Genomic DNA, 19,965 nt, shown 5'->3' with positions numbered 1-19,965 from the left:
GCTATCCGGAGTGACCATGTCGAAGAACGCGCAGAAACCCCATTACGTCATCGGTATCGACATCGGCGGCACCGGGATCAAGGGCGGCATCGTCAATCTCAAAAAGGGCGAACTGGTCGGCGACCGGTTCCGGATCGACACCCCGCAGCCTTCCACGCCCCAGGCCGTGGCCAAGGTGGTCAAGCAAATCGTCGATGAGTTGATGAGCCGGGACGAAGCACCTTCGGCGGAAAACCCGGTCGGCGTGGACTTCCCCGCGATCATCGCGCACGGCGTGGCCCGGTCCGCCGCGAACGTGGACAAAAGCTGGATCGGCACCGACGTCGACGCTCTGCTGACCGGAGAACTCGACCGTCCGGTGCACGTGATGAACGACGCCGACGCTGCCGGCGTCGCGGAGGTCGCCTACGGCGTGGGCAAAGGCCAGGACGGCACCGTGCTGGTGATCACTCTGGGCACCGGAATCGGATCGGCGTTCATTTTCAACGGCAAGCTGGTGCCGAACGCCGAGCTCGGGCACCTGGAACTCGACGGCTACGACGCCGAGTCCCGGGCCTCCGCCTCGGCCCGGGAACGTGAGAACTTGGATTGGGACACCTACAGCGAACGCCTGCAGCGCTACTTCGCGCACGTCGAGTTCCTGTTCTCCCCGGAACTCTTCATCGTCGGCGGCGGGATTTCCAAGCGAAGCGAAGATTTCCTGCCGAAGCTGAACCTGCAGACCAAGATCGTCACCGCGGAACTTAAGAACAATGCCGGCATCGTCGGCGCGGCACTGCAGGCATCCAGGCATTTCAAGAAGAAATGACCGCCGCCCAGCCGCCGGGGGTCGTGCTGATCAGCGGCGCCAGCCGCGGAATCGGCGCCGCCGTTGCGTTGCGCGCTGCGCGGGCCGGCTATTCGGTGATCGTCAACTATTCGGCTGACCGGCAGGGCGCCGCATCGGTTTTGCAGCGGATTTCCGCGGCTGGCGGCACTGCCCGGGCGGTCCAGGGCGACGTCGCGGATGCCGCGGACTGCGATGCGCTGGTGGCTGCGGCCGCCGAACTCGGCGAGCTGACCGCGTTGGTGAACAACGCCGCGATCACGGGGAATTCGCCCGGGAACCTGGTGGATGTGCCGGAATCGGTGCTGCGCCGCACCCTGGACGTCAATCTGCTCGGCACCCTCTTGCTGAGCCAAGCCGTGCTGCGGCACTGGCAACCGCATCCGGGTCCGCCGCGGGCGATCGTGAACATCTCCTCCACCGCGACGAAGGCCGGATCGCCGGGCGAATGGGTGCACTATGCGGCGAGCAAAGGGGCGATCGACGTGCTCACCCGCGGCCTGGCTGCGGAAACTGCCGGGCTCGGCATCCGGGTCAACGCGGTGGCCCCGGGGTTGACCGAGACCGGATTGCACCAGGCCGCGGGGATGCCCGACCGGGTCAGCCGGTTGTCGGGCACAATCCCGATGGGCCGCGCCGCCGAACCGGCCGAGGTCGCCGAGGCCGTGCTTTGGCTGCTCTCCCCCGAAGCGTCCTACATCACCGGAGCAGTGCTGCCGGTCAGCGGCGGCCGCTGACGCCGCCTACTGGTAGGAAATGAACCACGGCACCGGCTGGACTGCCTGCATGGTTTCCGCTGGACTGAGCAATTCCGGGTCCTCGTCCAGGAAATTCTTCCAACCCAACCGGACCCACTCCGGCAGACCGGCCTGCAATGCCGTCCAGGTGGCGAACTTGTCGCCGCGGGCGCCCTGGCCGTCCGCATGGACCACGGTGGCCAGCTCCGGCAGGTTCTGCAACTGCTCGCGGTGCTGCACCATGCTCATCCGGAACTGGTGCAGCATGAAAATCTTCTGTGGCAGATTGCCGGCTTTGGTGATCCCGGCCAGCCAAGCCCCGGTGGCATTGACCTCTTCCGCGGACACCGAGCCGATCTGTCCGAGCGGCAGCTGCTCCGGGCCGAGCCGCCATTCCGGGTCGAGTGCCAGACCGACATTCGGCTGGGCCAAGAGTTCCTGGTACTGCTGGGCCTGGGTGCTGAAATCGGTTCGCCCCGGCTGCAGGTCCAGCACCACGTAGACCCCGGCCCGGGCTGCCTCGGCCACCCAGGGCCGGAGCTTCTCGACCGGGGTCTCGTTGGAGTAGTTCCCGTCCTGCCCGGCCGCTCCGGCCGCCACGGTGGCGATGATCTCGAAGGCCGGAACCACCGGCACCGACGAATAGGGTTGGTATTGCGCGGCCAAATCCTTGACCCGGGCAATCGAGCCGGCCAAGTCCTGCTCGCCCAGGGCTCCCAGACTCGGAGTGTCGGGATGGCCGTAGAGTGCGACGAATCGGCGATCCGGGAAAACCGCCCGCCCGCCGCCGATCAGCTCCGGCGGCTTCGGCGGCAGCGGCGCGGCCGATGACGGCGATCCACCAGAAGCCTCCTGGCCAGTGCCCGACGGCGGATTCGCCCCGGATTGCCCGGCGTCGGATTGCTGTGGCCCGATGCTGCAGCCCGAGCCGAGCAGCAGGAGCGCCAGCAATGTCGCCGTTGCCGCGAATATCGGGTTCCGTCGGGCCTTTCCAGTACTTCTTGTCATCGTTGGCAGCACGCCACACTCTCGTATCGTCCGTCATCTCCGTACCGGCCGGGTCGGAAACCTCGGCAGGCTTCCTCCACCGTAACAAAACGTCGCATGGCCTCGGAACCGGAATGCCCCGGTCGAATTCCTCAGAGGAGAATCTGTTGGACTCTTCGGTTCTGCGATCAGCAGCATGTAAGCACCGGTCGCGAGCTTCTCCAACGGCCGCCCCTCAGCCAGGAAGCGAGTACTTCATGCAAGCCATCAGCCGACGGTCATTGGTCAAAGTAGCCGGAACCGGGTTCGCCTTGACCGGCCTTGCCGCCTCGGCGGCGGCGCCGGCAGCAGCGTCCACCGCGCCGCGGAGCCAAAGCCCGCAAGACGCGGTGCTGTTCCACAGCGGTTCCGTGCTGACCATGGATCCGGCCTGCCCCGAGGCCAGCGCGGTCCTGGTCCGCGGGAACCGGATCGCCGCAGTGGGCGGGAACGAGCTGCGGCGCAGCGCCAAAGGTGCGCGCAGCATCGACTTGCGCGGCGGAACCCTGCTGCCCGGAATCAACGATTCGCATTTCCACTTCGCCCAGTACGCCCTGACCAGGCCGCCGTTGACCGTCGATTTGGGCGCAGCCGTGACGATTGCGCAAATGCAGAGCGCGATCCGTGCGGCCGTGCAACGGCAGCCCGATCCGGAATCCTGGATCAAGTGCTTCGGCCTGGACCTCGAGCTGTTTTCCGCCGCCGAGCGGGCGAGTCTGAACCGGCGCGACATCGATGCGGTCGCCGAGGCCCATCCGGTCGCGATCCGTGAGTCCAGCTCGCACATCACGATCGTGAACAGCCGGGCGCTGGAGCTGGCCGGGATCCGCGGCGGCGAAGATCCGGGGGTCGGCCTGGACGCGCAGGGCCAGCCGACCGGGGTGCTCTACGAAGCGGCGCAGAATCTGGTCAACGGCGTCGTCCCGCCGTACACCGCGGAGGAGCACCGCACCGCGCTGGCCCAGTCCTTCGGACAATTGCACCGGCTCGGCCTGACCAGCTACACCGAGCCGGTGATCGGCCCGGGCATGGGCGACGGCACCGGGCTCGGCATGGACACTTTGGCGGTTTATCTGGAGTTGGCCCGGGCCGGGAAGCTGCCCATGCGGGTGGACATCCAGTTGGCCCCGGTGGGCCAGTCCGGCGGCCGGGCCGCACAATTCCGGGACTTCCTCGACGCTTGGAAAGCGCCGTCGGGCATCGACGGACGGTGGCTGCGGATCGAGTCCGTGAAAGCCTTCGCCGACGGACTCGACGATCCGCTCAATACCGGCGGGGACTCCCCGGAAGAACGGCGCCAGGAACTCTTCGACATCGCCCGGACGGTGCACGAGCGCGGATTCCAATTGGGGGTGCATGTGATCGGCCCGGACGACACCGGGATCACGGTCGAGGCGCTGCTCGCCGCGCAGGCCCAGAACACCCGGCCGGATCCGAGGCACTATTTGATCCACGGCTATTGGATCGGCAAGGATTCGTTGCGCGCTGCCGCCCAGGGCGGGATCGGGCTCAATATGCAGCCGAGCTTCTTCGTCCGCGGCGTGCCGCCCACGGTTCCCGGCCGAGCGCTGCTGCCTTACCGTTCCGCGCTCGACGCCGGGGTGGTCGCGATGGCGAGTTCGGACGCCCCGGTCGCGGCTCCCGATTGGCGCGAACATGTGGCGCTGCTCGCCACCAGACGGAATCTCGACGGCAACCAAACCGCACCGGAACAGAAGATCCGGCTCGTCGAGGCGCTGGGCTGCTACACTTCCCGGCCGGCCTGGCAGAACCGCGCAGAGCAGTGGAAAGGCACGGTATCGGTGGGCAAGGTGGCGGATTTGTGCGTTTTGGATCGGAACCTCCTCCGCAGCGATCCGGCCCGCCTGCCGCAAGCCGAGGTGGTCAAGACCATGATCGACGGCGGCTTCGTGTACGAGGCCTGAACCTCCCGGTCGGCTTGCGGAGAAATGCCATGCCACGCCCAGCTTGTCTCCAGTCCTGATCCTTAAGGTTTTGGCACAGGGCCGGGCCGTTGATCGGATCCGGCGTCTTTTCGACGACGAGGGAATCCGATGGAAAACCGCAAGTTCGCTCTTTCTGCGCTGGCCACCACCGCCAGCACTGCTCTGCTTTTGCTCTCCCTGGGCGCCGGTGCCGCCACTGCGCAACCGGCGTCCGGCCAGCATCCGGCGGCGCCGGGCGTGGACAACTCGAGCAACCCCTACGTGCCCGCCGGCGCGCTGTGGACGCAGTCCTATTTCGGCTCGACCGGCGGCGTGGAACTGCACGCCGACGTGTTGCGGCCGAAGAATCTGGCCGCGGACGCCAAGACCCCGGTGATCCTCTCGGTCGGCCCGTATTTCAGCCATGCCGGGCAGACCGGATCCGAGGGCCGGAGCCAAACCGGACCGTCCTCCCGGTTCACCGATCTGATCGACGGAGCCAAACTCATGGACCGCGGGTACACCGTGGTGCTGGTCGATCTGCGCGGCTTCGGCGGCAGCACCGGCTGCCTGGATTGGCAGGGCCTCGGCGAGCAAGCCGATGTGGCGGCCTCGGTGAACTGGGCAGCGAGCCAGCCCTGGTCCACCGGGAAAGTCGGTCTGTACGGCAAATCTTACGATGCCAGCACCGGGCTCATGGGACTCGGCTCGGGTGCTTCCGGTCTCAAAGCCGTGGTCGCCCAAGAACCGGTCTACGACGCTTACCGGTACCTGTACAGCAACGGGGTGGCCCGGCCCAACCATTCGGGCACCCCGGCTGCCTACGACGGCATCGCGCAGATCGCGCCGGTGGGCGGCGCCAATGGCGACGATGCGCACTATGCGAAGAACGCCGGATACGAGAAATCGCACCCGGAGTGCGTCCGGAACAATGACACCTTGACCCAGAACCCGGATCATTCGGCGGCCTTCTGGCAGGACCGGAATCTCATCACCAAAGCGGCCGGCTCCACGGTGCCCTTGTTCCTGACCCAGGGCATGATCGAACCGAATACCAAACCGGAGGGCGTCGACGAACTCTTGAGCGTGCTCAAAGGGCCGGTCCGCGGCTGGTTCGGCCAATGGGACCACGTGCGCGGCAACGACACTGATGCCGAGGGCAACCTCGCCATGGGCCGGGCCGGCTGGTTCGACGAAGTGATGCGCTTCTACGACCGGAACCTCAAAGGCATCACCCCGTCGGTAACGGATCCGGCCTTCGCCATCGAGGGCAGCGATGGAATCTGGCGGCAACAGGGTTCCTGGCCCGGCCAGAGCACCGCGGCTTCGGCGAAAATCGGCTCCGGAAGCTACTCGGCCACGACCAAGAACGCCTTCTCCGCGCAGTCGGAGCAACCGGCCCCGCAAACCGATATGGAAACCATGCGCCGAACTCCACTCAGCAGCCCGGCAGCGGCCGGCAGCTCCGGCGTCTGGACCCGCTCCCAGCCGGTCGCCCAACGCACCCGGATCACGGGGACCCCGATGGTGCATCTGCAGAGTTCCTCGACCAAGGGCAACGCCGTGGCCGCCCTGTACGATGTGGCGGCCGACGGCTCCGCGGTGCAGATCGATCTCAACATCTCGGTGCTGGCCGGCAACGGCCGGACTGACTTCGCACTCAAATCGACGGATTGGACCTTGGAAAAGGGGCACAGCCTGGCGGTGCGGATATCCTCCGATGATGCACGCAATTGGTCTGGTCCGGCAAACCAGGGATCGATCAAAGTCACCGGCGGGAGCATCGACCTGCTGCTGCAGGATCCCGCCTCCGACCTGGCCACCCAGGGCGACCGTTCCGGCTACCTGGACGAGTACTTGCAAAATGCCCGGGCGAACGTGCCGCAGATTGCGCCGAGCTTTGAATTGAAGCTCAACAGCTAGTCGATGGTGCCGGTGGTGGCCCGGGCTTCCCCTCCCTGGCCACCACCGGAGTTCAGGGGCGGACCGGGTTTTCCCCGGTCTGCGTTTGCCCGGCCGGATCGAGCTCCGCTTCGTGCCGGAGGATCTCGATGGCGTGTTCGAAATCATCGAGGGATTCGAACGCCTGGTAGACGCTGGCGAATCTCAAGTAGGCGATCTTGTCCAGCTTCTGCAACGGGCCGAGAATCGCCAAGCCCACTTCGTGCGCTTCGATTTCCGCCGCGCCGGCAGCTCGGATGTTCTCTTCGACTTCTTGGGCCAACAGGGCCAGATCGTCTTCGGTGACCGGTCGGCCCTGGCAGGCCTTGCGCACGCCGTTGATCACTTTTCCGCGGCTGAACGGCTCTCCGATGCCGGAACGCTTGATCACCGTCAGGCTGGTGGTCTCCACCGTGGTGAACCGGCGTTCGCATTGCGGGCACTGCCGCCGCCGCCGGATCGAGGAACCGTCGTCGGCCACCCTGGAATCGACGACGCGGGAATCCGGATGCCGGCAGAAGGGGCAATACATCCGACGGGCCTCCTTCTGCACTGGATCGATGCTGCTAAGAGCAACTTTACAACTAGATATGGGTGAATTACAAGAACGTAATTACTAGATGTAGTATTTCGGCGCGCCGATCAGGGTGTTGCACCGCGGTCTGCGAAACGCACCGAAACAGCATCCCCGTGGGCCGGCAGGTCTTCGGCCCCGGCGAGCACCACGATGTGTTCCGCGACCGCGGCCAGGGCGGCCCGGTCGTAGTCGATCACTTGGATCGCGCGCAGGAAGGTATGCACGCCCAGCCCGGACGCGAAGGCGGCGGTGCCGCTGGTCGGCAGCACGTGGTTGGACCCGGCACAGTAGTCGCCCAGGCTGACCGGTGCGGTCGGCCCCACGAAGATCGCACCGGCGCTGCGCACCCGGGCCGCGACCGCGGCCGCATTTTCGGTCATCACTTCGAGGTGCTCGGCAGCATAGGCGTCGACCACGTCGATGCCCTGCTGCACGGTATCGACCAGGACCACGGCGGACTGTTCCCCGGCCAACGCCCGGGCCACCCGCTCGCGGTGTTTGGTCCAGCCCATTTGCGCGGCGAGCTCGGCCTGTACGGCATCCGCGAGTTCGGCCGAATCGGTCACCAGGACCGATGCGGCGAACGGGTCGTGCTCCGCCTGGCTGATCAGGTCTGCCGCGACGTAATCCGCCGGGGCGCTGGCATCGGCCAGGATCGCGATCTCGGTCGGACCGGCCTCGGCGTCGATGCCCACGACGCCTTTGACCAATCGTTTCGCGGTGGCCACATAGATGTTTCCCGGTCCGGTCACCAAATCGACCGGCTCCAAACCCGCGAAGCCCGCACTGGCCGGAATCCCGTAGGCGAACGCGCCGATCGCCTGGGCACCGCCGATCGCGTAGACCTCGCTGACGCCGAGCAACTGCGCGGCAGCCAGAATGCTCGGATGCGGCAAGCCGCCGAATTCCTTCTGCGGCGGCGAGGCCAAGGCGATCGAACCGACTCCGGCGGCAAGCGCCGGAACCACGTTCATGATCACCGATGACGGGTACACCGCCAATCCCCCGGGCACATACAGGCCGACCCGCCGTACCGGTTCCCAGCGCAGTGTGACGTTGGCGCCGGGGGCCAGCTGCACCGGGACATCCTCAGGACGCTGCGCCAAGGCAACGGTCCGGGCCCGGGCGATGGACTCTTCCAATGCCCGGCGGATTTCCGGATCCAACTCGGCCAAGGCCCGGTCCAGGGCCGCCTGCGGCACCTTCGGCTGTTCCTGCGCCACGCCGTCGAACCTTTCGGCGAACGAACGCAGCGCCGGCAGCCCCGCGCTGCGGACCTGGTCCAGGATGCTGCGCACGCTCGACTCGGCGTCGTGGGTGCTGGCGCTCGCCACGCGCGGCAGCTCGCGCCGGAGTTCGGCAAGGGACAACGCCCTGCCGCGCCAGTCGATGGTGCGCAGGATCGGGGATTCGCCAGGGATGCTCACCGAAAAAGTCTAGCCGCTTCCGGCTTTCAGGATGTCCCCGGCCGATCCGGGGAACGCAGCATGCTGCCCAGGGAGACCACGAAGAACAACAGGGCGCAGCCGAGCGGCCAGAGCAGCAGCGCCGAATAACTCCGGAGCGAGAATGCTGCCGACTCATTCACGCTGCCGGTGACTTCCGGACCCCACACCGCTCCGGCCAAGGTGCCGATCTGCCAAGCCACCACCGCCCCGAGCACACCGCCCAACAGCGCTGCGCAGAGCTTGAGCCAGGCTGCGGGGTTGCTCCGCTGCGGAATCAGGACCACAGCGGTGACCAGCCCGGCCAGCAAGCACAGCCCGGCCAGCACCAAGTCCCTGGGCAACCAACTGGCGGCATCCGTACCCTGGCCGTAAAACGCGCCACCGGGTGCCAGCCACCACCAGAGCAACCCGACCAGGATCCCGGCGAGCGCCGGGGTCGAGAACCAGCGCAGCAACGAGGCCGACGGCGCGGTCCTGGCGTCCGCTGCCACCGGGCCGGAATAGACCTGCTCGGCGGAACCGTAAGGCGCGTCCGGGCCGGGCTGCGGGAACCTGGGATCCGGCATCAGGCCTCCAGACAAGCCGGGCCCAGGAGCACCTTCAGATCGCCGAACAGTGCCGGGTTCGGGTTGACCCGCAAGTGCAGCGGCAGGCCCCACACCACGGTTTTCCGATCCTCTTGGATATGCAAACGCACTTCCGAATTTCCCCGGTGGTTGCGCAGGATATCGCCCAGCTCATTGACCCGCCCCTCCGGCAACCGGTGGTGCGGAATATAGATTTCCACCGGCCCGCCGGTGCTGTCGGTGACGTCCGGCACGGTCAGCTCCATCGCGTTGAGCGTGATCGAGCCATCGTCGCGCTTCTGCAGCCGGCCTTTCACCGTGACGATTAGGTCTTCGGCCAGGATCGTGGAAATCGGCCCGTAGACCTGCCCGAAGAACATCACTTCGATCGAGGCGCCGAGGTCCTCGATCTCCGCACGGGCATAGGCGTTGCCGCTGGCCTTGGCGATCCGCCGGGACAAAGAGGTGATCATTCCGGCAATCGTCACGATCGAGCCGTCGGCCGGGCTGTCCTCGCCGAGCAGATAGCTGACCGAGTGCTCGGCATGCTGGCTGAGCACGCCCTCGAGGCCGCGCAGCGGATGGTCGGAGACATAGAGGCCGAGCATGTCCCGTTCGAACGCGAGTTTGTCCTTCTTCTCCCATTCGGGCAGATCCGGCACATCGGTGCTGAAGCCGGGCTCCGCCTCTGCTTCGTCGAATCCGGCGAAGAGGTCGAACTGGCCGACCGCTTCATTGCGTTTGAGCACCACGACCGAATCGATCGCCTCCTCGTGCACCGCGGCCAAAGCGCGCCGCGGGTGCCCTAAGGAGTCGAAGGCACCGGCTTTGATCAGCGATTCGATGGTCCGCTTGTTGCAGACGATCGCCGGCACCTTGAGCAGATAGTCCGTGAAACTCTCGAAGGCGCCTTTCTCTTCGCGCGCGGCGACCATGGCGTGCACCACGTTCGCTCCCACGTTGCGGATCGCGCCCATGCCGAACCGGATATCGGTGCCGACCGGAGTGAAGTTCAACGAAGATTCGTTCACGTCCGGCGGCAAAACCGTGATGCCCATCCTGCGGCACTCGTTGAGGTAGATCGCCGATTTGTCCTTGTCATCGCCCACCGAGGTGAGCAGCGCAGCAAGGTATTCGGCCGGATAGTGGGCTTTCAGATAAGCCGTCCAGTAGGAGATCAATCCGTAGGCCGCCGTATGCGCTTTGTTGAAGGCGTAGTCGGCGAAGGATTCCAGCACTTTCCAGAGCGCGTCCATCGCGGCCTGCGAATAGCCGTTCCCGGCCATGCCGGCGAAGAAGTCGGCCTGCTGCTTGTCCAGCTCGGATTTCTTCTTCTTGCCCATGGCACGGCGCAGGATGTCTGCTTGGCCCAGCGAGAAGCCGGCCAGCTTCTGCGCGGCAGCCATCACCTGCTCTTGGTACACGATCAGGCCGTAGGTGCCGCCCAGGATCTCCTCCAGGGGCGCCTCCAACTCCGGATGGATCGGGGTGATCTCCTGCTGCTTGTTCTTGCGCAGCGCATAGTTGGTGTGCGAATTGACGCCCATCGGGCCCGGACGGTACAGCGCGAGCACTGCGGAAATGTCTTCGAAGTTGTCCGGTTTCATCAGCTTCAACAGCGAACGCATCGGCCCGCCGTCGAGTTGGAACACGCCCAGCGTGTCGCCGCGGGCCAGCAATTCGTACGAGGCGACGTCGTCCAGCTCAAGGCTTTCCAGGTCCAGTTCGAAGTCCCGGTTGAGCTTGATGTTCTCGATCGCGTCGGAAATGATCGTGAGGTTCCGCAGACCCAAGAAGTCCATCTTGATCAGGCCGAGGCCTTCGCAGGTCGGGTAATCGAATTGCGTGATGATCTGGCCGTCTTGTTCGCGGCGCATGATCGGGATGATGTCGATCAACGGATCCGAGGACATGATCACCCCGGCCGCGTGCACACCCCATTGCCGCTTCAGCCCTTCCAGGCCGATCGCCATGTCGAAGACCTTCTGCGAATCCGGATCGGTTTTGACCAATTCGCGGAGTTCTTCGGCTTCCGAATAGCGTTTCGCGTCCTTGTTGTGCACATCCGCCAAAGGCATGCCCTTGCCCATCACGTCCGGCGGCATCGCCTTGGTGAGCCGCTCGCCGGTCGAGAACGGATAGCCCAGGACCCGGGAGGAGTCCTTGAGCGCTTGCTTGGCTTTGATCGTGCCGTAGGTGACGATCATGGCGACCCGCTCGTCGCCGTACTTCTCGGTCACGTACCGGATTACTTCGCTGCGCCGCCGATCATCGAAGTCCACGTCGAAGTCGGGCATCGAGACGCGCTCCGGGTTCAGGAAGCGTTCGAAGATCAGACCGTGCTTGAGCGGATCCAGGTCGGTGATCCGCATCGCGTAAGCCACCATGGAACCGGCGCCGGAACCACGGCCCGGCCCCACCCGGATCCCGTTGTCTTTGGCCCAGTTGATGAAGTCGGCGACCACCAGGAAGTAGCCGGGGAAACCCATCTGGGTGATCACTCCGACTTCGAATTCGGCCTGCTTGCGAACCGCTTCCGGAATCCCCTGCGGGAACCGGTAACGCAGGCCCAGCTCCACTTCCTTGACGAACCAGGACTGCTCGTCTTCGCCTTCGGGCACCGGGAACCGGGGCATGTAGTTGGCTTTGGTGTTGAACTCGACTTCGCAGCGCTCTGCGATCGCCAGGGTGTTGTCGCAGGCGTCCGGGAAATCGCGGAAGAGTTCGCGCATTTCGTACGGGGATTTGAGGTAGAACTCGTCCGCGTCGAATTTGAACCGCTTCGGATCGGCCATCGTGGAGCCGGACTGCACGCAGAGCAAGGCAGCGTGCGAAGGCGCGTCTTCGGCGTGCGTGTAATGCAGGTCGTTGGTGGCGACCAGCGGCAGGTCGAGTTCTTTGGCCAATTTGAGCAGATCGGCCTTCACATTGCGTTCGATGTCCAGCCCGTGGTCCATCAGCTCGCAGTAGAAATTGCCCCGGCCGAAGATGTCCTGGAAGTCACTGGCCGCCTGGACCGCTTCTTTGTACAGGCCCAGGCCCAGCTTGGTCTGCACCTCTCCGGAGGGGCAACCGGTGGTGGCGATCAGGCCCTTGCCGTAGGTCTGCAGGAGTTCCCGGTCCATTCGGGGCTTGTAGAGGTACCCTTCCAGCGAAGCCAGCGAGGACATCCGGAAGAGGTTGTGCATGCCTTCGGTGCTCTCGGACCAGAGCGTCATGTGCGTGTAGGCGCCGGCGCCGGCCACGTCTTTTCCGGAGCCGTCGCCCCACTTGACCCGGCTGCGGTCCTGACGGGCGGTGCCCGGGGTCAGATATGCCTCGACGCCGATGATCGGCTTGATCCCGGCGTTTTTGGCTTTGGACCAGAAATCGAAAGCCCCGAAAACGAAGCCGTGGTCGGTGGTCGCCAGGGAATTCATCCCGAGTTCGGCGGTGTACTCGAAAAGATCGGTCAGCCTGGCCGCGCCGTCCAGCATCGAGTACTCGGTGTGATTGTGCAGATGTACGAAGGAAGAATCGGTGCCGGCCACCCGTCCATTCTAGGACCGCCTCGGCCGCCCGGGCGACCGACGCGCGCTCGACCCCTCAGATCCCCGCGAACGCGCACGTGTGCACTCGCGGGTCGCTATTGCAGGTCCATGACCAGCAGTCCCGGCCATGGCGCTGCCGCACGCTGCAGGAGCGCGATGAATTGCGGATATTCCGAGAAGACCGGCCGCTTCCCCCGATCGCTGTTCAAGCCCAGGAGCACGCTGCGCTTGCGCCCGTCGGCGGCGAGCAGCTCGAGCCGGTTGTGTTGGCTGATCCCGTAGTCCGGCGGGGTCGCCTGAATCCGGCGCAGCCCGGCGAACGGGAAATACTCCTGGTCCAGGTAGATTCCGCCGTGGTCGACGCCGACCCGGTCCGGAGTCCGGCTTTTGACCCGGGCGACCGCAGCCAGTGCGATGAAACAGAAGAACAGGACCATCCCGGCCAAGGAGCCGGCCAGCACCAGTCCGATGAAGACGTCCTCCGGACCGCTGCTGAATTGCAGGAACGCCACGTACCCGAGCACCGCGGCAATCAGGATTCCGATCACGATCAGCAGTCTGCGGCTCCGTAGCGACAGCGCCTCCCGGTTGAGTTGGAAACCCTGGCTTTGCACCGGAGCCTGGTTCTGCCCGGAGCGCTGCGTTCCGGCGGGCAACCCGTTGCCCACCGGAACCGGCTGCGGCGCGGCCAGTGCCTGCAACTGGGAAATCATCGCGCTGAAGGTCTCCCGGCTGAACCGCGGGCAGGTGAAGCGCTGTTCCAAACCGCCCGCTTCGACGATCAGCGTCCGCGTGGTCGAACTGGGCACGCCGTTGGTCGTGCGTTTGAGCACATGGCTCCGCACCTTGACCGCTCGGGCATCGAACTCCGCCACGGTCCGGAACGCCTTGGACACGGTGACCCGGCTGCTGTCGACCAGGACCGAGAACCGGTTCCACCAGAACACCGACAGCCAGCTCAGCAGCAGCACCAGTCCGCCGGCGCTGAACGAAATCGAAGCCACCAACGGCCGATTCGTCCGCAACGGAATGCTCCAGCCGGGCAGGAATGCAAGTCCGGCAAGGGTCACCAGCCCGGCGATGACCAGTCCGCCGACTGCGGCCGCGACCAGGGCGCCCGCCGATTGCCGGTACTCCGTTGCGGTGGCTCCGCGAACGTCCATTTCAATCCCCATTCAGCTAACGCGACAACGCGTCTCAATTGAATGATGGAGCCAAAGTTAGCAGAATCAACCACGCAAAGCGTGCAAGGCATAATCGAGGTCTTCCGGATACTCGCTGGAGACCTCCACCCAGGCCCCGCTCACCGGGTGCTCGAACCCCAGCTGCTTGGCGTGCAGCCATTGCCGGGTCAGGCCGAGTTCTGCGGCTAACCGCGGATCTGCACCATAGGTCAAATCACCCACGCAAGGATGGTTCAGCGCGGAAAAGTGCACCCGGATCTGATGCGTGCGGCCGGTCTGCAAATGGACTTCCAGCAATGATGCCCGACCGAAAGCTTCCAGGGTTTCATAGTGCGTGATCGACGGACGGCCGTCTTCGATCACGGCAAACCGCCAATCGTGCCCGGGGTGCCGGCCGATCGGCGCATCGATCGTGCCTTGCAACGGATCCGGCATGCCTTGGACCACCGCGTGGTAGATCTTTTCCACGGTGCGCTCTTTGAATGCGCGTTTCAGCGCGGTGTACGCCTGCTCGGTTTTGGCCACCACCATCACTCCGGAAGTGCCCACATCCAAGCGGTGCACGATGCCGGCGCGCTCCGCCGCCCCGGATGTGGCGATCCGGTAGCCCGCTGCGGCCAAGGCGCCGACCACGGTTGGCCCCACCCAGCCCGGGGACGGGTGGGCTGCCACGCCGACCGGTTTGTCGATCACCACGAAGGCCTCGTCGTCGAGCAGGATGTGCAGATTCTCCACCGGTTCCGGGATCACTGCCAAAGGGTCGCGCTGCGCCGGTATCTCCGCCCGGATCAGCATCCCGGCGTCGAGCCGACTGGATTTGCCGAGCACTTTCCCCGCATTGCTGATCTGCCCGGCCTCGAGCAATCCCGCCGCCACCGATCTGGAGACCCCGAGCAATTTGGCCAGAGCCGCATCCGCGCGCGCCCCGTCGAACTCTTCGGTGACTTCCAGTTGCCGGGTTTCCACAGCCCGGTCAGCCATTGCCGCCCGCGGCCCCTGGCCCGGTCCCGGATTCAGCGGCGGCGCTGTCCGCGGCCGCAGCCCCGTGCCGGGGCCCGCCGCGGAACGGCACGCCGAGCAGGGTCAGGATGCAGATCAGGATCACTCCGCCGACCACCGCGCAGTCCGCCAGGTTGAAGATCGCGAAATTGCCAATCGAAATATAGTCGACCACATGGCCGATACCGAACGACGGCGGCCGGAACAGACGGTCGGTCAAGTTGCCCAAAGCGCCGCCGAGCACCATGCCCACCGCAACCGCCCACCAGGCCGAGCCGATCTTCCGGAACTGCGTGATGATGGCGACCGCCACCGCAGTCGAGATCAGGCTGAAAACCCAGGTGAAGTTCTCGCCGATGGAGAATGCCGCACCCGAATTCGTGATGTAGTACCAACGCAGCACCGACGGGATGACCTCGATGCTCTGGCCCAACACCATGTTCGAGGTAACCCAGAGCTTCACCAATTGGTCCAGGGCATAGGCCAGCAGGGCGAAGCCGATGAACCAGGACAGCAGCACCCCCCGGGCGTGCTTTTTGGCGGGCTGCGGCAGGGCTGAGGCGGAAGGTGATTCAGTCATGGTCTTTCACACTGCACGGTATTCCTGGCTGCGGCCAGGGGATGGACTTAACGCGGAAGCCGGTGGTCGGCATTACCCGACCACCGGCTTTTCGCATGCTGCGAAATCGGATACTGAGGAAGCTACCGAAATCAGGACTCGGTGTTGCCGTCCGAAACGTCGGGGGCGGCAACCGAACCGCGCGAGTCAAGATCGCGCAGCTGACCTTCGATGTAGGTCTTGAGGCGGGCCCGGTAGTCACGCTCGAAGCCGCGCAGCTGCTCGACCTTGCGCTCGAGCACCGACCGCTGCTGCTCCAGGGCGCCGAGCGTCTTGCGGCTCTTCTCCTGTGCATCGTTGACCAGGCTGGAGGCTTCGATCTGGGCTTCGGCGATGATCTTGTCACGCTGTTCGACACCGGCGTTGACGTACTCGTCGTGCAGTTTCTGCGCCATGGCGAGGACACCGGCGGCGGACTCGGCACTGGGCGAAACCGCAGCTGCCGGAACGCTCGAGGTCACCGCAGGGGCGGTCGTTGCGGCCAGCGGCGCAGCGGTTGCCGCCGGGGCGGCAGGTGCCGAAGCGGCGGCCGGGGCTGCCTTCTCTTCAGCGACCGAGGCAGCCGGCTCTGACTTGTTGCCCTTGGCAGCGTCGTCGGCCTTTTCGTCCTTCACCGCGGCCTTGGGCGCAGCGGAATTCGGAGCGGCAGCAACCGGCGCGCCGGATTCCAGCGCGGCGACCTTCTTGCGGAGGTCGTCGTTCTCTTGGGTCAATCGGCGCAGTTCGACGACGATCTCGTCCAGGAAGTCATCGACCTCGTCTTGGTCGTAACCCTCCCGGAATTTCGTCGGCTGAAACCGCTTATTGACAACATCTTCTGGCGTCAGAGCCATCTAGTCACCTCGTTGGGTTTAGTGAGTTCAGACCGCCTGCGGCCATCTCAACTACGATACCTAATAGGATTCTCTATCAAGTGAATCTTGGGCATTACGGGTACTTCGTTCGTGAATCAGAGTATAACTATTCACCCTCGAAAACGAACTGGATTCATGCAGCGAAGTTGAAAGTGATCGACATCGCGATTCCGGTCACGAAAAGCAGGAGCAAAAACCCGACGTCGAGGGAGACCGCGCCCAAGTTCAGCGGCGGAAGCAATCGCCGCACCAACTTGACTGGCGGATCAGTCACCGAGTACACCCCGGTCGCAGCAACCAGGGCGATTCCGCTGGGCCGCCACTCCCTGGCCAGCTGTTGCACCCAGTCGAAAACCAAGCGCACCATCATAGCCAGGAAGAACAGCAAAAGCAGCAGATACAGCAGCGTAAAAATCAGTCCCACGAGATCAGTCTAAGACTTAACTCTGGTTGAAGAAGCTGGCTTGGTTCTCGCTGGCCTTCTTGTCATCGCCGATGACCTCCACAAAGGCCGGCGAAAGCAGGAACACTTTGTTCGTCACGCGCTCGATCGAACCGTGCAGGCCGAACACCAACCCGGCGGAGAAATCGACCAGACGCTTGGCGTCGGCTTCACCCATGTCGGTCACGTTCATGATCACCGGGATGCCGTCGCGGAAGCTCTCGCCGATCAGCTTGGCGTCATTGTACGAACGCGGGTGGACCGTGGTGATCTGGCGCAGGCTGGCCGAATCGTCCCGGCTCGAAGCGGCCCGCTTGATCGGAGTGACCGGCGCGCGGTACTCCTCTTCGGCCGGCTGACGAGCCTCGACTGGCTCTGCGTGACGAGTGTCCTGATCCACGTATTCCTCATTCTTCTGAGCGGTTCGAGTCTGCTTGCCCTCGTACTGGGGCTCGTACTGCTCGTCGCCGTCAGCGAGCCCAAGGTAAATCATTGTCTTGCGCAGAGCGCCAGCCATTTTTGCTCCCGGTGTCTAGAAATCCACGTTGCTGCGGTACTTTGACGCTACCGCACCACAGGCCGCGGACCGAGAACATCTGAACCGACACGCAGGTGTGTCGCCCCGTGCGCGATCGCCGCCTCCAGGTCTGCGCTCATACCGGCAGAAATCTCCGTGGCACCGGGGTGGCTGCGGCGCAGCTCGGCACTGACCCGGGACAACCGGGCGAAGGCGGCGACCGGATCCGCGCCCAGCGGCGCAACCGCCATCACGCCGCGCAGTTCCAAACTCGTTTCCGCGGCGATGGCGTCGGCGATTCCGGGTACTTCGCCGGGTCGGGCTCCGCCGCGGAGGCGTTGCGTGCCGACCGGTTCGGCATCGAGGTCCACTTGGATGAAGCAGCCCAGCGGTTCCGCCCGGCGCCCTTCGGCGAGTGCTGCCGCTGCGGCCCTGGCCAAGGCCGGCACTAAGGAAAGCCGGTCTACCGAATGCACCGCAGAGGCGTAATTGGCCACCGACTTGGCCTTGTTGCTCTGCAATTGCCCAATGAAGTGCCAACGCAACCGGACGCCGTCCGCATTCAATTCGGCGGCTTTGGCCGCAGCCTCCTGGTCCCGGTTCTCGCCGACGTCGGACACGCCCAGGCCGGCCAGCAGCACGACGTCGGCGGCTGGGTGGAACTTGGTGACCACGATCAACTCCGGCTCGACGCTACGGCCAGCCGCAGCGGTTCCGGCCGCTATCCGGGCTTTGACCGCGTCGAGTCGCTGGCGCAGAACGGTCTGCCGCGCCGCATCCGGCGTGCTCATGGCTCCCCGGCACCGGTGCGGTACACCAGTCCGGCGAACCGGCCGATTGGTTCGATCCCGGGTCGCGCGACGGCACGGCGGTGCGAAAAGAGCCGTGGTTCTTCACGCGTGCAGACCTCGATGTGGTTCACCTCGACGCCGAGCGCTGCCAATTGGCTGCCCACACCGGCCCGCAGGTCGATCGAGGGCGTGCCCCAGGACGTTTCCGCATAGCTGGCCGGATTGCCGGCGGCAATTTCGGCACGCATCGCCTCCGGAACTTCATAGCACTTCCCGCAGATCGCAGGGCCGACCCAGGCGGCAATCCGGTTGCCGCCGGGCCGATCCGAATCCGCCTGGCTGCGCAGCTCCGCAACTGCTTCGGCCACGATGTTCGCCGCCAACCCCTTACGGCCCGCATGCACAGCGGCCGCCATTCCGGCACCGTCGTCCGTTTCGGAGAGCAGAAGCACCGGAACGCAATCGGCGACCAACACGGCCAACGGCAGGGTTTCCGACACCAAGGCATCGGCTTCGGGCTGCGCCCCGGCCTTTTCCAGCACGGCGACTGTTGAGCCGTGCACCTGGTTCATGAACTGGAACCCGGAGGCCAATCGGAGGGCACCGCCGACTGCGGCCCGGTGCGCCGCAGCGGTGGAATCTGCCGGCACCGACGTGCTCATCGAACCCGCAGCCACATCGGTGAACGCGACGCTCCAGCCGGGCCGGACTTCACGGCGCCAGAAGAACATCGGGCTTATTTGAGGAAGTCGGGAACGTCCAGGTCGTCCTGCCGGGCACTGCTCAAGTCCGGTTCCACCACGGCTGGCAGGTCCAGGTCGAAGCCGTTGTCGACCGGAATCGAAGCCCCCTGGCCGCCTTGGCTCCAGTTGGACAAATTCGCGGCCGGCGCCGCTTGCCGTGGCGCTTCGTCCTCGGCGCTCTTCGCGGCCGCTTTGGCCACCGGGTCGCCGGCCGGTGCACTGGTCGCGTCCACATTGTCGAAGCCGGCAGCGATGACGGTCACCCGGGCTTCATCGCCGAGTGCGTCGTCGATCACGGCACCGAAGATGATGTTCGCTTCGGGGTGCGCGACCTCTTGGACCAAGCGCGCCGCTTCGTTGATTTCGAACAGACCCAGATCGGAACCGCCTTGGATGGAGAGCAGCACGCCGTGCGCGCCATCGATCGAAGCTTCCAACAGCGGCGAGGCGATCGCGAGTTCCGCGGCTTTGACCGCGCGGTCCTCACCGCGTGCCGAGCCGATGCCCATCAAAGCCGAACCGGCGCCTTGCATCACGGACTTGACGTCCGCGAAGTCGAGGTTGATCAAACCGGGCGTGGTGATCAGGTCGGTGATGCCCTGCACACCGGAGAGCAGCACCTGGTCCGCCGAACGGAAGGCATCGAGCATCGAGACGTTGCGGTCGCTGATCGAGAGCAGCCGATCGTTCGGGATCACGATCAGGGTGTCGACTTCGTCGCGCAGGCCCTCGATTCCAGACTCGGCCTGGTTGGACCGGCGCCGGCCCTCGAAGGTGAACGGCCGGGTGACCACGCCGATGGTGAGCGCACCGAGCGAGCGGGCGATCCGGGCGACCACCGGCGCACCGCCAGTACCGGTACCGCCGCCTTCGCCCGCCGTGACGAACACCATGTCGGCGCCGCGCAGCACTTCTTCGATCTCCTCGGCATGGTCTTCGGCAGCCTTGCGGCCTACCTCGGGATCAGCTCCCGCACCGAGCCCGCGGGTCAGCTCCCGTCCGACGTCGAGCTTCACATCCGCATCGGACATCAGCAGCGCCTGCGCGTCCGTGTTGATCGCAATGAACTCGACGCCGCGCAGACCCACCTCGATCATGCGGTTGACTGCGTTGACGCCGCCGCCGCCGATGCCGACGACTTTGATGACGGCCAAGTAATTCTGCGGTGCTGCCACGGTTGCTGTCCCTTGTTCGATAGTGCCTGAAGTTCAACGGTGCTTGAAGCTTGCAAACCTTAACC

Annotated in this window: 18 protein-coding genes; 4 read left to right on the top strand and 14 right to left on the bottom strand. The window is 65.2% G+C overall.

The window, feature by feature from the left end; all coding sequences use genetic code 11:
* Positions 1 to 16 precede the first annotated feature (16 nt).
* Both ppgK and JOE69_RS16790 read left to right on the top strand, forming a co-directional pair.
* On the top strand, positions 17 to 808 hold the full coding sequence (gene ppgK / locus JOE69_RS16795; protein WP_309800714.1) for a polyphosphate--glucose phosphotransferase: 792 nt from the start codon (positions 17 to 19) through the stop codon (positions 806 to 808).
* On the top strand, positions 805 to 1,563 hold the full coding sequence (locus tag JOE69_RS16790) for an SDR family oxidoreductase (RefSeq protein ID WP_309800711.1): 759 nt from the start codon (positions 805 to 807) through the stop codon (positions 1,561 to 1,563). The genes ppgK and JOE69_RS16790 overlap by 4 nt, the downstream gene beginning before the upstream one ends.
* 6 nt (positions 1,564 to 1,569) lie before the next feature.
* Here JOE69_RS16790 and JOE69_RS16785 read toward each other — a convergent pair whose 3' ends face one another.
* Complete coding sequence (locus tag JOE69_RS16785) at positions 1,570 to 2,571, bottom strand: hypothetical protein (RefSeq protein WP_309800709.1); 1,002 nt, start codon at positions 2,569 to 2,571, stop codon at positions 1,570 to 1,572.
* A 236-nt stretch (positions 2,572 to 2,807) separates the two neighbouring features.
* Between JOE69_RS16785 and JOE69_RS16780 the strand changes: the two genes are divergently transcribed.
* A complete protein-coding gene (locus JOE69_RS16780; RefSeq protein WP_309800707.1) occupies positions 2,808 to 4,514 on the top strand; it encodes an amidohydrolase in 1,707 nt (568 codons plus the stop codon).
* Between the two features lie 129 nt (positions 4,515 to 4,643).
* Positions 4,644 to 6,437, top strand: a complete 1,794-nt coding sequence (locus JOE69_RS16775) for a CocE/NonD family hydrolase (RefSeq protein WP_309800705.1) — start codon at positions 4,644 to 4,646, stop codon at positions 6,435 to 6,437.
* A gap of 52 nt (positions 6,438 to 6,489) precedes the next feature.
* Here JOE69_RS16775 and nrdR read toward each other — a convergent pair whose 3' ends face one another.
* The 13 genes from nrdR to ftsZ all read right to left on the bottom strand — a co-directional run bounded on the left by nrdR (position 6,490) and on the right by ftsZ (position 19,900).
* Positions 6,490 to 6,987 (bottom strand): transcriptional regulator NrdR, encoded by a 498-nt coding sequence (gene nrdR / locus JOE69_RS16770; RefSeq protein WP_296362082.1) that lies wholly within the window; start codon positions 6,985 to 6,987, stop codon positions 6,490 to 6,492.
* A gap of 110 nt (positions 6,988 to 7,097) precedes the next feature.
* Positions 7,098 to 8,459 carry a histidinol dehydrogenase gene (gene hisD / locus JOE69_RS16765; RefSeq protein ID WP_309800703.1) on the bottom strand — a complete coding sequence of 454 codons (1,362 nt, stop codon included), beginning with the start codon at positions 8,457 to 8,459 and terminating at the stop codon, positions 7,098 to 7,100.
* A gap of 26 nt (positions 8,460 to 8,485) precedes the next feature.
* Entirely contained in the window at positions 8,486 to 9,046 is a 561-nt protein-coding gene (locus JOE69_RS16760) for a hypothetical protein (RefSeq protein WP_309800701.1), read from the bottom strand.
* Positions 9,046 to 12,576, bottom strand: coding sequence for a DNA polymerase III subunit alpha (gene dnaE / locus JOE69_RS16755; RefSeq protein WP_309800699.1), 3,531 nt, complete (start codon positions 12,574 to 12,576; stop codon positions 9,046 to 9,048). The genes JOE69_RS16760 and dnaE overlap by 1 nt, the downstream gene beginning before the upstream one ends.
* A gap of 95 nt (positions 12,577 to 12,671) precedes the next feature.
* Positions 12,672 to 13,739 carry a hypothetical protein gene (locus tag JOE69_RS16750; RefSeq protein WP_309800696.1) on the bottom strand — a complete coding sequence of 356 codons (1,068 nt, stop codon included), beginning with the start codon at positions 13,737 to 13,739 and terminating at the stop codon, positions 12,672 to 12,674.
* 66 nt (positions 13,740 to 13,805) lie between these two features.
* Complete coding sequence (locus JOE69_RS16745; protein WP_309800694.1) at positions 13,806 to 14,741, bottom strand: RluA family pseudouridine synthase; 936 nt, start codon at positions 14,739 to 14,741, stop codon at positions 13,806 to 13,808.
* On the bottom strand, positions 14,734 to 15,339 hold the full coding sequence (gene lspA / locus JOE69_RS16740) for a signal peptidase II (protein WP_309800691.1): 606 nt from the start codon (positions 15,337 to 15,339) through the stop codon (positions 14,734 to 14,736). The genes JOE69_RS16745 and lspA overlap by 8 nt, the downstream gene beginning before the upstream one ends.
* Positions 15,340 to 15,470: 131 nt before the next feature.
* Entirely contained in the window at positions 15,471 to 16,211 is a 741-nt protein-coding gene (locus JOE69_RS16735; RefSeq protein WP_309800689.1) for a DivIVA domain-containing protein, read from the bottom strand.
* 154 nt (positions 16,212 to 16,365) lie between these two features.
* Positions 16,366 to 16,656, bottom strand: a complete 291-nt coding sequence (locus tag JOE69_RS16730) for a YggT family protein (protein ID WP_296361415.1) — start codon at positions 16,654 to 16,656, stop codon at positions 16,366 to 16,368.
* 16 nt (positions 16,657 to 16,672) lie between these two features.
* On the bottom strand, positions 16,673 to 17,191 hold the full coding sequence (locus tag JOE69_RS16725; protein WP_296361414.1) for a cell division protein SepF: 519 nt from the start codon (positions 17,189 to 17,191) through the stop codon (positions 16,673 to 16,675).
* 47 nt (positions 17,192 to 17,238) lie between these two features.
* Positions 17,239 to 17,982 (bottom strand): YggS family pyridoxal phosphate-dependent enzyme, encoded by a 744-nt coding sequence (locus JOE69_RS16720; protein WP_309800686.1) that lies wholly within the window; start codon positions 17,980 to 17,982, stop codon positions 17,239 to 17,241.
* Positions 17,979 to 18,713, bottom strand: a complete 735-nt coding sequence (locus tag JOE69_RS16715) for a purine nucleoside phosphorylase YfiH/LACC1 family protein (RefSeq protein ID WP_309800685.1) — start codon at positions 18,711 to 18,713, stop codon at positions 17,979 to 17,981. The genes JOE69_RS16720 and JOE69_RS16715 overlap by 4 nt, the downstream gene beginning before the upstream one ends.
* A 5-nt stretch (positions 18,714 to 18,718) precedes the next feature.
* Positions 18,719 to 19,900 (bottom strand): cell division protein FtsZ, encoded by a 1,182-nt coding sequence (gene ftsZ, locus JOE69_RS16710; RefSeq protein ID WP_309800683.1) that lies wholly within the window; start codon positions 19,898 to 19,900, stop codon positions 18,719 to 18,721.
* Positions 19,901 to 19,965: the final 65 nt, after the last annotated feature.

This window comes from Arthrobacter russicus (assembly GCF_031454135.1).
GTDB lineage: Bacteria > Actinomycetota > Actinomycetes > Actinomycetales > Micrococcaceae > Renibacterium > Renibacterium russicum.
Note: the sequence above shows the minus strand (reverse complement) of the source record. Positions and strands in the feature narration are given on the sequence as shown.